This window comes from Pseudoalteromonas mucoides, from assembly GCF_049257175.1.
Taxonomy (GTDB): Bacteria; Pseudomonadota; Gammaproteobacteria; order Enterobacterales; family Alteromonadaceae; genus Pseudoalteromonas.
Map to the genome: position 1 here is coordinate 115109 of NZ_JBMMUC010000013.1, position 13773 is coordinate 128881.

General features: G+C 41.6%; 11 protein-coding genes. All 11 read right to left on the bottom strand.

What is annotated here, in order from left to right; translation table 11 throughout:
• Window positions 1-366: 366 nt before the first annotated feature.
• The 11 genes from AAEU30_RS14980 to hflK all read right to left on the bottom strand — a co-directional run bounded on the left by AAEU30_RS14980 (window position 367) and on the right by hflK (window position 13667).
• A complete protein-coding gene (locus tag AAEU30_RS14980; protein WP_421961172.1) occupies window positions 367-2697 on the bottom strand; it encodes a fatty acid cis/trans isomerase in 2331 nt (776 codons plus the stop codon).
• A gap of 4 nt (window positions 2698-2701) precedes the next feature.
• The gene (locus tag AAEU30_RS14985; RefSeq protein WP_421961173.1) at window positions 2702-3064 is read right to left on the bottom strand and encodes a hypothetical protein; all 363 of its coding nucleotides are present in this window, start codon (window positions 3062-3064) and stop codon (window positions 2702-2704) included.
• Window positions 3065-3199: 135 nt separating this feature from the next.
• Window positions 3200-3865: an SDR family oxidoreductase gene (locus AAEU30_RS14990; RefSeq protein ID WP_421961174.1), complete on the bottom strand. Its 666-nt coding sequence runs from the start codon at window positions 3863-3865 to the stop codon at window positions 3200-3202.
• A 105-nt stretch (window positions 3866-3970) separates the two neighbouring features.
• Entirely contained in the window at window positions 3971-4777 is an 807-nt protein-coding gene (locus AAEU30_RS14995) for a VOC family protein (RefSeq protein WP_421961175.1), read from the bottom strand.
• A gap of 85 nt (window positions 4778-4862) precedes the next feature.
• Window positions 4863-5582 (bottom strand): hypothetical protein, encoded by a 720-nt coding sequence (locus AAEU30_RS15000; protein ID WP_421961176.1) that lies wholly within the window; start codon window positions 5580-5582, stop codon window positions 4863-4865.
• A gap of 112 nt (window positions 5583-5694) precedes the next feature.
• Complete coding sequence (locus tag AAEU30_RS15005; protein ID WP_421961177.1) at window positions 5695-7491, bottom strand: alkaline phosphatase family protein; 1797 nt, start codon at window positions 7489-7491, stop codon at window positions 5695-5697.
• A gap of 11 nt (window positions 7492-7502) precedes the next feature.
• Window positions 7503-9092 carry an alkaline phosphatase gene (locus tag AAEU30_RS15010; RefSeq protein WP_421961178.1) on the bottom strand — a complete coding sequence of 530 codons (1590 nt, stop codon included), beginning with the start codon at window positions 9090-9092 and terminating at the stop codon, window positions 7503-7505.
• 256 nt (window positions 9093-9348) lie between these two features.
• Entirely contained in the window at window positions 9349-9972 is a 624-nt protein-coding gene (locus AAEU30_RS15015; RefSeq protein ID WP_421961179.1) for a tetratricopeptide repeat protein, read from the bottom strand.
• 115 nt (window positions 9973-10087) lie between these two features.
• Window positions 10088-11401 carry an adenylosuccinate synthase gene (locus AAEU30_RS15020; RefSeq protein WP_087532701.1) on the bottom strand — a complete coding sequence of 438 codons (1314 nt, stop codon included), beginning with the start codon at window positions 11399-11401 and terminating at the stop codon, window positions 10088-10090.
• Between the two features lie 215 nt (window positions 11402-11616).
• Entirely contained in the window at window positions 11617-12495 is an 879-nt protein-coding gene (hflC, locus tag AAEU30_RS15025; protein ID WP_421961180.1) for a protease modulator HflC, read from the bottom strand.
• A 5-nt stretch (window positions 12496-12500) separates the two neighbouring features.
• Entirely contained in the window at window positions 12501-13667 is a 1167-nt protein-coding gene (hflK, locus tag AAEU30_RS15030; RefSeq protein WP_421961181.1) for an FtsH protease activity modulator HflK, read from the bottom strand.
• Window positions 13668-13773 lie beyond the last annotated feature (106 nt).

The window sequence follows — 13773 nt, forward strand, 5'->3', positions numbered from 1 at the left end:
ATTAATTTACTTAATTGTAGCTTAGCTATAAAAAAGTGACATTTTCTATCAGGAAAAAATAAACCCCGTGTTTTACGGGGTTTATTTAGAACAGTTATAATTAGGGTCTGTTGACCTTTGCGGATTAAAATTTGTTCAAGCTAGGGGCGGTTTAATCACGGCGCGAGGTTTGTAACCTAGTGGGCTAAGTCAAAACCGAGCAACAAAGAGTAAATCGCCCCTAGGCAGAACCCGAAGGGCAGCGCCTGTTTGGCATTGATGCTGCGTTATCACCTATTTATGGGGAATAACCACACCACATAGGCGCTGCCTTGCCTAAATACCAAACAGACTGCTGCAAATTTAACCTTGAAAGGTAAACAGACCCTAACGGTTTTCTAAACGGTTATAATCAAATAAGCCGTACTCTATACCACGATATTGCTTTGCAACATTATGTAATATATCGCTGTACTGCCAAAACTGCGGGTGAGTTCGGCGTATCGCAAATTTGCTTTTCAAGGCTTTGTAATCAGCCTCAACTTGCATTAGCGGTAACTGCTCTGCAAAGGCTTCAACTTGCTGTTGATTATTTAAATACCAAATAGCCTCTGGGTAATCACCAATAAAACCAGGCACGATAGTGAGCGTGTCTTCATCGTAGGCGCGCTGACCTTCTTCATTTAACAAACTGGAAATATTATAATGAGCATTGTGATGAATAAGGGTGTAAGCCTCATGTTCAGAGTCACCGTCTTTAACTAACACATATGAAATTTGTGGTAATAAGTTAATCGCTTTTGCCGGCATGTTGTTAAGTTTATGCAACGGCTCAGGCACCTTAGTGTAGTCATAGCGAGGGCTCAGTACAGGTTTCAATGTCTGTTTAATTAAGCCATATAACTCATGTTGTTGGTCTTGAGTTTGGTACTCAATACCGGTTGCCTGACTAAAGCTCTCACCACTTTTGAAGAAGTTAGTTAAGCTTGTTGGTGATTTACGATACCAATTAGCCTTTAGCTCCTGACGCTGTTGTTTAGGCAGTAGCGCTAAAAAGTTTTGCTCGCCTTCAAGCCTTAAAAAGTCCATGTACAAACGTGTAACGAGTTGGTGACCGATATTGCCATACACATCAAACCCTGCAACCAGTAAATAGTGAATACGCTCAAACAATGCGTAATCCAATATCCACATTGTTTTTGGCTCCTGCCCTATAAAGCCTTTTACAACTGTTGCACTATCAAAATGGCGGAAAATAGTTAATGCTGCATTATCATTAACGTCTTCACCACGCCATAAAGCGTCGGTAGTTAAATGCTCACCATTTTCAAACATTTCATTGGCTAGCTTAACTTTTGCTTCTAGGTAAGTGCTTTGGCGCTTTGAATACTTAACCCAGCTTGAAATAGGCAACGCATTGCTTTCTTCTGCCGCGGGTAATGCTAATGCATCTTCGTGCTGCAATAACATTTGCTCCACTTGTGGTGTGGCTGCTTTATCTGGATCTGCAAACGCCACCCAAAAATGATCGTTTATAACATTTAATGCAATTTGGCCACGACATACAGGCCCTTTAATAAAGCCCATAATAATCAATTCAGCTTCATCCAGCATAAATTGATATTTTGACTTAACCGGCATTGCGGCAAAAACTTTAAATGGATTAGATGCTACCTCTGGCTTATAACTTGGCATTTTACTAACCTGATACTCAGGCTGGATAAATTGCGTATATAACCGAGCTAATTTGGTGTCGTTTAATGCCAGTGGTAAATGTGTTTTAGCAAGAATAGTTGAGCGCTCATGCATTAAACGATAATAAACACGTTCAACTTTAGGGTCGTCATATGGACGACGCGTATTGATCAGTTTTATATCTTCACCAGGAGGTGTACTTGAACGAACAAGTTTAAAGAAACTCTTTCCACCATCTTGGACAAAATAAATATGTGCTAAATACCAATGCTCATAAACATAGCGAGCAGTTAATTGATGTTTTAAGCTATCTTGATTTAAAAAGCTTTCCCAACGCTGAGCTTGGGCAATTACATCTTTACTTGGTGGTTTAATGTGAGCCATTTTACCGCCACTTTTCAGCCATTTTTCAAGGTGCTTAAATTCACTACGAGAAATACCTGGTAAACCATACGGCATACCTGCATGAGGCTGACTATCGGCTAAGCGGTCAAACTCCCCCATGCTGGCACATGACTGAGAACGATCTAGGGCAAAATCAAACTCATCGCCTAACACTTCTTCTTCAGGTAAAGGCGAGCTCATTTTTAGCACTAAACTATTGTATAAAACACTGCCAGCTAAGTTTGCCTCAGCTGTTTGAGCGCGCTCATTGAGTACCGGTGAAAAATTCTTCTCACGCCAGCCTGCAGTATCTGTTGCATCGTAAAGTAAACGGCTAGGGTTAGATGCGAGTAAACGCGTACCATCATAAACTAATTCTTTGCTTAGGCCGCGGTCAATTCCCTCTGGGGATGAAAGCTTTAATTGGCAAGGGGCATCGTAACAGCCATGACAAACCACGCATCGAGTATCAAGCACTGGCTGTACGTGCTGTAAAAATTCAGCGCCTGCTCCAGTGTCGTGTTCGACTATTCGTTGCTGTATTTGTTCGGGGCCAAATAATTCATCATAATGCGCAGCGCCTAAGTAAGCACAACCACTTAATATGATGATAAAGCTTAAAAGAAGCGATTTTTTCATATTATTATTCGTCCTCATCGCCTAGATCAAATGTAGGCATCATGTCCATTTGTGGCGAAACAAATGTTGTCTCTTTTTGCGTGTTCAGTACTGCGCTTAGTAATGGCCCATGAGTGAGGGTTAATTGCGCATCATGCTCTGTATCAATAATGTCAGCAAACGTTTGATTAACGGCTTCTAGCTGATAGCTATTCACAGTGATAGCAATACTGCTATCTGCGCTTGGATTTTGACACAGTTGAGTTAACAGCTCATCATCTAGTACGATCGTCAGTAATAAGTCAGGGGTTTCTAAATCACGTTCACTTAATGTTTCATCAAACAAAAATAACGGAAGGGTTAAATTACTATCTTGCTCTAATTCCATGTGCGGTTCTCAAAGTACGGCTGTTAATAGAACGATTATAGCAAAGAATAAGATCAAAATTAGTGAAAGATTTCAACAGTTAGTGACTTTAAGCGACTAACTGTTGAATTAATAAGTAAGGCAATTAGCAAATGACTACCAAGGAAGTGTTTCGCCATTTGAATGCCAAAAGCCACCACTGTTTTCAAGGTTAAGTTCATCTATGCGTTTAGTTAAGCGCTCTGCCGCTTGCTCTGGTGAAATATCGCCAGCAAAATTAACCATTTGAGTTTGTACAAAGCCTGGATGAAATAATCCCACAGCGATTTTCTTATCTTTAAGCTCATGCGCTAAACTAACCGCTGCTGCATTTAATGCTGCTTTTGACATACGGTAGCCAATGTAGCCACCTGAGCTATTATCTGTAATTGAACCCATACGAGAGGTTATCATCGCCACTTTAGCGTCTATACCTAAACTATGGATCAATGCATGGGTAACACGGATTGGTGCCACGGCGTTCACGGCGAGCTGTTGGTTTATTGCAGCAAAATCCATATCAGCCATACTTTCGTAACTAAATACGCCCGCATTATTGATAAGTAGGTCAATTTTATGACCATGTAGTTGACTTTGTAGGGCGACAATATCACCTTCATTAGCAACGTCAATATTGCTGATAATAGTTACACCAAGTGCCTTTAGCTCTTCACTTACTTGGCGAACAACAGCTGTGACATGGTAGCCTGCCGCTTGGTATTGTTGGCATAAATTTAAGCCTATTCCTCTATTTGCGCCTGTAATAACCACGTGCTTAGTCATAAATGAGTTCCAGAAAATAATGATAATGATGAACTTGGGGCAAACAAAAATAAAAAAAGCGCCGCAGCGCTTATTTGGATAAATTTATAAAACATTATGCTCAAACTAGCCGCATTTAACGTCACCCATTGCTGAAGTCATAATTGAAAATGCCGCCCCTTGCGGATCAGTGATTACACTGAAACGACCAACTTCAGGAACATCTGTAGGTGGCACACACACCTCACCACCCAGTTGCTGTGCTTTGCTAGCAGACTCATCGCAATCTGCAACGGCTAAATAAATCATCCAATGGGCAGGGATGTCTTCAGGCCACTCTTGGGTCATTTGAATCATACCTGCAACCGGCTCGCCGGCTACTTTAAACAAGGTGTAGTCCATACCTTCCATTGGCTTAGTTTCACTTTCCCAACCTAATAGCTGACAGTAAAAGTCACCGCTTTTTGCAGTATCACGACTTGCTAGCTCATGCCAATAAGGTGTATTTAGCTCTCCTAAGCGCTGACACCCTTTATGTTGCTTGCCTTGCCACAATGCAAATAGAGCGCCGCCAGGCTCATTGAGTAAAACCATTCGCCCAGCATCCATTACATCATGTGGGCCTGCAATAACTTCAGCCCCTAATTGCTTGGCTTTTTCAGCTACACTATCAATGTCTTCAACCGCAATATAAGCTAACCAATGACTGGGGATACCAGAACTTTTTTGATCGTCAGGCATTTGGTACATTGCTGCAATATCATCGCCTTGCTTTTGCAACATGGTGTAATATAAATCATCACCAATTGGCTGATCGTCGCTATCCCAGTTAAATAACTCAGTGTAGAAACGCTTACCTTCAGCCCAATTGTGCGTGCATAACTCTGACCAGCAAAACACGCCGTGAGGGTGATTTTTGTTGTGTGTGCTCATGGTTCACTCATAGTTTGATGTTGATACTTTAAAGTTAATGGATGAACACATTTTTTGCCAGTTTTAATCCTCCTAATTGGTTGGCTTAGTGATGGCTATGGTTATGTCCACCCTCCAGTGCTTTGCCATTGGTATCATAAAAGCCTGTCGCACTATGTTCGATAAAACCAAGGTTAATCATTTTAGCTAAAAACGGGTCGTTCTCGTTGTCACCAATATCAGCATAGTCTGTGGTTTGATAGTTATCCCAAACGGCAAACTGCTGTTGCACGGTTTGTTTATTAAAACTCACTGATTGCAAAGTGATTGTTTGACTGCTTTTGCTATTAGTAACCTGCATAGACTCAAGCAGCTTTTTATTAACAGCCCAGGTTAGCTCAATTGTTGAGTGGGGCTGTTTAAGTTGGTATTTTTGTACTTTATCGCACCCTTCACCGTGCTCACTTTGTAGTGTCATTTTAGCCAGTAATTCATCACTAACTAATTGTTGTTTGCTGCTAAAGTTCTGCTTTGCTTTTACTTCTGAGGGTTGGTATTCAATACCGCGCTTAGCTTGTACAAAGTAGCGAATAGGTCTAAGTTGTTGGTTACTCAACTGCTGCCAAACTTCAACTAGTTGTTCATCTTGTTGAGCCGCTTGAGTGGGTGTTCGCCACAAAGTAAATTGCTGAGTGTGGACAGCTGTGTCAACCTCATGCTGTTGGCTTACTTTATAACTCGCTTGCATATATTGGCTATCGATTGTGCATTGTGCAGCACTGGCTAATGGGCTTAAAAGCGCCAAAGAAAAAATTGCTAACTTCACTGGGTTCTCTTTTTTCTATTAGATTACGTTATTACTGTATAACGTTGATTTGGCAGATTTATGACAAAGAGCAACTCTGGCGAGTTGCTCTTAAAGTTATTAGCAGCGTCGCTTAGTTTGCTAGCTTTGCATCAGCATTTTTAACAAGGTCAGCGGCATAGTCCATTACATGGAATAAATAGCTTTGCTCGTTAGTGCCTGTAACAAGGTGAGCACCTGGACCAATTGCATATACACCAACATCTTCACCAGCGTGCGTTTCAGAACCCAGTGGTACCGCTGCTTCTTGATGAAAGCCAGCACTTGTTGTATCTACTGCGGTTAGGTCGTAACGACCCACTGCTGGGGCTTCAAGGTAAGCAGCATCAGCGTTGGTTTCGTCACCTAGGTCTCTAAAACCTAAACCGTTAGCATAGCCGACCGTAGTATACGGCATGCCATCTGCTGCTAGGCTTGGCTCTTCACTGCCAACTGCAACCACTTTACCTAAAATTGGATTACCTCGTTTAGGGTATCCAGCAATAGTGAATACGTGGCTATGATCCGCAGTAACAATGATTAGCGTGTCTTCGATACTGGTTTTATCCATAGCCACTTGAACAGCTTTTGACAGCTCAATCGTGTCATTTAACGCATTGTATGCATTACCAGCATGATGAGCATGGTCAATACGGCCAGCTTCAACTGTTAAGAAAAAGCCTTTTTCATTATTGTCTAACACATCAATCGCTTTTGCGGTCATTTCTGACAATGATGGTTCGCCTGCAATGTCATTTGCACGATCAGCTTCATATTGCATGTGAGACTCATTGAACAAGCCGAATACTTGGGTCACTGCCTCTGTGTCTAAGTTATTGAACCCAGCTTGGTCCATAACATATTGACCGGTAGGGTATTTAGCTTGCCATTCAGTAATTAGGTCTCGCTCATCAGTACGGTCTCCTTCAACCGTACTTTGCGCATCTGAAGAATTAAACGCCGCATCTTTTGGTAAGAAGTGACGACGACCACCACCCATAACAACCTCAAGACCATCAACATCAAGAGCATCAAAGCGTGCTTCTAGGTTTGCTTCAAAGTTGACTAATTGTGAAGCAATATCTTCACAGCCACCTGTTACTGCATCTTCTGGCATGTCAGACACATCTTCCCAGTTACGGTTAGCCGATTTAGCAAACGTTGCCGCAGGTGTTGCATGAGTAATACGCGCTGTTGATACAATACCCGTTGCCAGACCATTGATTTCAGCAAGTTCTGTTGCAGTTACCAACTCATTACCAGCAACCGTTGAACAATCGCCATATTCAATATCTTCGTCAACACCAATAACACCTACATCAGTCTTAACACCTGAAATCATCGCAGTCATAGTACCCGCTGAATCCGGTGTTTGAGCATCGACATTATATGTTTTAGCAAAGCCTGAAAACGGCATAGTGTCAAAACTCAATTGATGCTCTTCACCCATTTTGCCTTCTTGTTGACCAGCAAGTATACGTGCTGCGGTCACCGTAGATACACCCATACCATCGCCAACAAATAAAATTACATTTTTTGCTTTTCCAGATTCTTTAACAATCTCTGCAATGTTTTCTTGGCTCGTGGCCATTTTAACTTTTGCATCTTTGAACCATTGGTTAGTTGATAAGTTAACTAGCTGTTGTGGTGTCAGTGACGATGCAGGGTCGTTACAATTAAGGCTAGTCTCTAATACTTCATCAGCATCAAGCTCACCGTTGCGGTTAGAGTCTTCACCTTCAAGCGTTTCTGTTCCACCATTGACACACTGCTGTGAACCAACAGGTAAGGTGTTATTCACAACCAATGTTTTATAATCGTTATCGTCATCATCCGAGCAGCCCGCAAGTGCGACTACAACAGCTAAAGATAATAGGTTTAATTTGTTCATGTTAGCCGCCATTATTGTTCAATTAATTCGAGTGCTTGATTAACCAAGTGGAAAATCACATTTTGCTCAACAACACCTTGAGCAAGTTGTGCGCCCGGCCCTTTTGCATGAAGTGAAATGTCTTCTCCGGCATGAGTTTCAGAACCAAGTGGTACTGTCACTTCTTGGTGGAAACCCGCTGAGTTAGTATCGATAGCCGTTAAGTCTACTCGGCCAACGACAGGCGCTTCGCTATAAGCTGCATCCGCATCTGTTTCGTCACCTAAATCTCGATATCCTAAACCATTTGCGTAGCCAACCGTGGTATATGGCATGCCATCTGCAGCAAGACTTGGCTCTTCGCTACCTACGGCAACAACTTTGCCTAAAATTGGGTTACCACGTTTTGGGTAGCCTGCAATAGTAAATACATGGCTGTGATCGGCAGTCACTAATATAAGTGTTTCTTCAGGATTGGTATTATCAACCGCAGCTTGAACAGCTTTGGCAAACTCTATTGTATCGCTTAATGCGTTATAGGCATTGCCTGCATGGTGCGCATGGTCAATACGGCCAGACTCAACAGTCAAAAAGAAGCCCTTTTCATTATTATCGAGGATATCAATGGCTTTTTCTGTCATTTCAGAAAGTGATGGCTCGCCAGCGATATCGTTTTCACGATCTGCTTCGTATTGCATATGTGATTCATTGAATAAGGCTAAAACTTGTTTAGTATCAGCTGATATCCCTTCAAACCCTGCTTTATCCATCACATACTGACCATCAGGATAGTTAGCTTGCCATTCAGCCGTTAAATCACGCTCATCAGTACGGTCACCTTCAACAGAACTGACAGCATCAGTAGAGTTGAATGCCGCATCTTTTGGCAAGAAGTGGCGACGGCCACCGCCCATAATGACGTCAATCCCATCAATATCAGTGCCTAAAAAGCGAGCTTCAACATTTTTTTCAAAATTAACTAGCTGTGATGCAATATCTTCACAGCCTGCTGTAACAGCACCTTCAGGCATATCTGATACATCTTCCCAATTACGGTCTGCAGATTTTGCATAAGTAGCAGCAGGCGTTGCATGAGTAATGCGCGCGGTTGATACCACACCAGTCGCTAAACCTTTAATTTCAGCAAGCTCTGTAGTGGTTATCAATTCATTACCAAACACGGTAGAGCAGTCACCTCGTTCAATATTCTCATTTACCCCAATAACGCCTACATCTGTTTTAACACCTGATGCCATTGCCGTCATGGTGCCAGCAGAGTCAGGTGTTTGCGCATCAACATTGTAAGTTTTGACTTGAGCAGAATATGGGAACTCCTCAAAGCTTAGTAGACCTTCTTCACCTAGTTGGCCTTCTCGTTGCCCTGCTAAAATACGTGCAGCAGTAAGAGTAGACACCCCCATACCGTCACCTACAAACAAGATTACATTTTTAGCTTTAGTTTGTTGTTCTTCTTGAGCCTGGTTTTGCTTTTGCGCAAGAGTAGCTTGAGCACTTTCGTACCATTGGCTTTGTATCTGGCTTTGCGGTAAAACACCTGCATTTACTGTTGCAGATATTGCCAATGTAAAACCAATTGCAGTCGCAATTTTATTGATTTTCATTATAAATTCCGTCTCTATGTTATTAATAGAATCGTAAACCCGATAGGGTGTGAGTTAATGTGCGGGTAAATAATAAAGAGAGTTTATGACTGTAACGGTTATTCTGAATTACAAAGAGGTTAAGAAATGATTTAAAATTTATGAAAATCAACACTTTAGATATGATACACCATCACAATACAGGCAGGTGTTAATCTTGTTAAACGGATACCGATTAAGTTTACTTTAATTATAATGCTCTAGTTTAAAACGCTAGTTACATAGGCAAACGAGCACGCTCAACCACGCTGTCAGGCATTTTTTGTGCTAACTGACTCAGTGCACGTTCTATTTTTTTATGAGTTGCTTTGTCAGCAACCATGGCATGAAATAACCACCGGTAAGCGTCTTCATAATCACGCGGGCTACCGAAGCCATCGTTAAATAGTTTCACTAACCTTAATTGAGCTTTTAAATTACCTTGTGCAGAGGCTTCACGTAGGTAAGTAATCGCCATTGCTTTATCTTTTTGCACTAAACGGCCAATATCGTAATAGCGACCAAGTTGCTCTAATGCCGCTGCCAAACCTTGGTTTGCAGCTTGGCGCATATAATAAACACCTAGCTCCACATTACGATCAACACACACAGCATAGGCCAGCATATCGCCATATAAAAACTGATAAGACGGCAGTGCCATTTTATTGGCTCTGGCTTCAATATCTTGTACCAACTGGCAATCATCTGCCTTCACACGTGCTAAGTGAGCGTTTTTATTGATCAATGCCAACAGCTCTGTTTCAGTATACAAAGGCACAGCCGTTAAGGGCTCATCAGCTTTGACATAACTTACAGGCAGCATTGATAACACCACTAATGAAAAACAAGACAACAAACGCATTTAGGTCACTTTAAATTTAAAACCATCTTAATAAAGTTTATACAAAGATCGTTCCATATTGAAATAAAGACACAAAAAAAGCTGCACTAGGCAGCTTTTTTAGTTCTAACAGTATTTATGCAAACGGGCTGCGTAATACCATAGTTTCTACACGATCAGGGCCGGTAGAAATAATATCAACAGGTACACCTGTGATTTCTTCGATACGTTTGATGTAATCAAGCGCTGCTTGTGGTAACTGATCAACAGACGTTGCGCCGACTGTGTTTTCAGACCAACCTGGCATTTCTTCGTATACTGGTGTTACTTTCTCATAACCTTCCGCTGCAAGCGGTGTTACGTTAGTAACAGTGCCATCTTCAAGCTTATAACCAGTACAAATCTTAAGTGTTTCTAAGCCATCAAGTACGTCTAGTTTAGTTAAGCAAAAACCAGTGATTGAGTTGATTTGAACCGCACGGCGCATAGCCACTGCATCTAACCAACCAGTACGACGTAAGCGACCAGTCGTTGCACCAAATTCATGACCCACTGTGCCTAAGTGCTTACCCACTTCATCTTGCTTTTCAACACCGTCGTAAAGCTCTGTTGGGAAAGGACCTGAACCTACACGAGTCGTGTATGCTTTAATAATACCTAGTACGTAATCAAGGTTTAATGGACCAAAGCCTGCACCTGTAGCAACACCACCAGCGGTAGTATTAGATGAGGTTACATACGGGTAAGTACCGTGATCGATATCAAGTAATGTACCTTGTGCACCTTCAAACAAGATGTTATCGCCAGCAAGACGAGTTTGATCAAGTAATTCAGTAACATCAACAACCATCGCTTTAAGAATATCAGCAACAGCCATTGCATCATCAAAAGTCTGTTGGAAATCAACTGCATCTACTTTGTAGTAGTTAACTAATGTGAAGTTATGGTATTCCAATACTTCTTTAAGTTTTGCAGCGAATAATTCAGGGTTGAATAAATCACCAATACGTAAACCACGACGGGCTACTTTATCTTCATAAGCTGGACCAATACCACGACCAGTAGTACCGATAGCTTTATTACCACGTGCTTTTTCACGGGCTACATCTAATGCGATGTGGAAAGGCAAGATTAGCGGACATGCTTCGCTTATTAATAAACGATCGCGTACTGGTACGCCACGTTCTTCAAGCATGCCAATCTCTTTCATAAGCGCTTCTGGTGATACAACTACACCATTACCAATCACACACTTAACATTGTCACGTAATACACCCGATGGAATAAGGTGTAAAACTGTCTTTTCACCGCCGATCACTAAAGTGTGTCCAGCATTGTGGCCACCTTGGTATCGAACTACTAAAGATGCTTTGTCTGTAAGGAGGTCAACTACCTTACCCTTACCTTCGTCACCCCATTGGGTGCCTAGTACAACAACGTTTTTACCCATTGTAAATTCACTTAGAAAAAATTAGGACGAGATTTTACCAGAAAATGAGGGCAAAGATCACCCCGTTTAGGTTATTTTTTCTGCGTGCGATAAATACATCACCCAGAATAAAAATTAACTGGTTGAATAACATTAAGTTATTCATAAAAATTCGTTTTACTAAAAGAAAAACCCTGCATACACAGGGTTTGGATTTGATCTATATGAAAAAAAGATTACTGCGCAGCAGCCCCTTTCATATATTTAAAGAAGTCACTGTCTGGCGATAACACCATCACGTCTTGCTTGCCTTTAAAGGTCTGTTTATAAGCCTCTAATGAACGTACAAAACTAAAAAATTCAGCGTCTTTATTATAAGCATTGGCATAAATAGCAGCAGCTTGCGCGTCACCTTCACCACGTACTGAGCGTGCATTACGCTCTGCATCAGCAAGCATTACCGTTACACGACGATCAACTTCAGCACGAATTGTTTCGGCTTTTTCTTGACCCTCAGAACGGTGCTCTTTTGCCACAGCAGTACGCTCTGCGCGCATACGTTGGTAAATTGAGTTGCTCACCTCTGATGGTAAGTTAATTTGCTTAACGCGAACATCTAGTACTTCAATGCCTAGCTCTTGCGCACTTTCAGACGCTTGAACTAACGCTTCTTCCATTAATTCACTACGCTCACCAGATACGATTTCACGAATAGTACGCGAACCAAAGTTAGTACGTAGGCCGTTATTTACTTTTTGCTTAAGCAGTGTTTCAGCGTATTGCTTGTCACCACGCGCACGTAAGTAAAACGCGCTAAAGTCATTTACACGCCACTTCACGAAAGAATCAACAATTAAGTCTTTTTTCTCGCTAGTAACAAAACGATCCGGCGCACCATCTAAAGTCTGGATACGCGCATCAATACGACGTACTTGGCTAAAGAAAGGTACTTTAAACTGTAAGCCCGGGTTATACACAATCGCTTTATCATCACTGTCTTTTTGTACTTTGCTAAAAAGCATTACAATTGCTTTTTGCCCTTCAGGCACCACAAATACTGACGAAAATGACAATACAACGGCAGCTAATAATAGAACTAAACTAAAGTTTTTCATTACGCTTATCTCCCGTCGTTAAAGCGATCAGCTGCAAAGCGGTCTGAACTTGAGTTCACAGTGCTATTGCGCGATGTGTTTATTTTGTTACGTAAGTCGTTTATATCACTTGAACTTGGTAACGCTACGCGTGTAGCCGTACCTTGTTTTTCCATGATTTTATCAAGAGGTAAATACATCATGTTATTACCACCTTTAACATCTACTAACACCTTAGAACTGCTACCTAGCACTTCTTGCATGGTATCTATGTATAAACGTTCACGCGTTACTCTTTTAGCTGCTTGATATTCCGGTAATAGTTTCTCAAAACGAGCCACTTCACCTTGCGCTTCTAAAATAATACGTTCGCCATAACCTTCAGCTTCTTGCGTCATACGTGTAACTTGACCACGTGCACGCGGCTCAATTTCACGGGCATACGCTTCTGCTTCACGAATAAAACGCTCTTCATCTTCTTGTGCAGCAATAGCATCATCAAATGCATCTTTTACTTCAGCCGGCGGACGAGAATCTTTAAAGTTAACGTCTGTCACAATTAAACCTAGGTTATAAGGTTCGATGATTTTATTAAGTTCATCCCATGTATTTTGACGAACTTCTTCACGACCACGCGTAAGTACTTGATCCATTTTAGAATGACCAACAACATAACGTAAGGCACTATCAAGCGCTTGTTGTAAGCTGTGATCCGCATCTGTTACGCTAAACTTGTAAAGGTGTGGGTCAATAACACGATACTGCACTTCAAACTCAACGCTTACTACGTTTTCGTCTTCAGTTAGCATAAAGCCTGATGCAGGTAGTGAACGTACCGCTTCAATATCAACTGGAATAACCGTTTCAATAAAGGTCATTTTCCAACGTAGACCTGGATCTGCAATGCGGTCATATTTACCAAACTGTAAAACAATACCGCGCTCGGCTTCTTTAACAGTGTAGATACCACTTAATGCCCATACAATTACAGCAATGATAAGCACGAACGAAAGCCCTGCTCCACCAAGTCCGCCACCATCTTTGCCGGATTTATTACCGCCAAATAAGCCGCCAAACTTATTGCTGAACTTACGCAGCACCTCGTCTAAATCAGGTGGGCCTTGATCACGTCCGCCTTTTTTGTTCCACGGATCTTTGTCATTGCCATTATTACCCGGTTCATTCCAGGCCATAGCTATACTCCATTGTTATCTAAATAATTTAGGTAATTGTGTTAAATCTACCAAATATAAGGCCATTCTCATACTAAAAACGACAATGTGCGGTAGATTTTTACTT

Bases quoted from the DNA above. Each gene is read 5' to 3' on its own strand.
- AAEU30_RS14990 (WP_421961174.1), bottom strand. From the start codon at position 3,865: ATGACTAAGCACGTGGTTATTACAGGCGCAAATAGAGGAATAGGCTTA.
- AAEU30_RS15015 (WP_421961179.1), bottom strand. From the start codon at position 9,972: ATGCGTTTGTTGTCTTGTTTTTCATTAGTGGTGTTATCAATGCTGCCT.
- AAEU30_RS14995 (WP_421961175.1), bottom strand. From the start codon at position 4,777: ATGAGCACACACAACAAAAATCACCCTCACGGCGTGTTTTGCTGGTCA.
- hflK (WP_421961181.1), bottom strand. From the start codon at position 13,667: ATGGCCTGGAATGAACCGGGTAATAATGGCAATGACAAAGATCCGTGG.
- AAEU30_RS15005 (WP_421961177.1), bottom strand. From the start codon at position 7,491: ATGAACAAATTAAACCTATTATCTTTAGCTGTTGTAGTCGCACTTGCG.
- AAEU30_RS14980 (WP_421961172.1), bottom strand. From the start codon at position 2,697: ATGAAAAAATCGCTTCTTTTAAGCTTTATCATCATATTAAGTGGTTGT.
- hflC (WP_421961180.1), bottom strand. From the start codon at position 12,495: ATGAAAAACTTTAGTTTAGTTCTATTATTAGCTGCCGTTGTATTGTCA.
- AAEU30_RS14985 (WP_421961173.1), bottom strand. From the start codon at position 3,064: ATGGAATTAGAGCAAGATAGTAATTTAACCCTTCCGTTATTTTTGTTT.
- AAEU30_RS15020 (WP_087532701.1), bottom strand. From the start codon at position 11,401: ATGGGTAAAAACGTTGTTGTACTAGGCACCCAATGGGGTGACGAAGGT.
- AAEU30_RS15010 (WP_421961178.1), bottom strand. From the start codon at position 9,092: ATGAAAATCAATAAAATTGCGACTGCAATTGGTTTTACATTGGCAATA.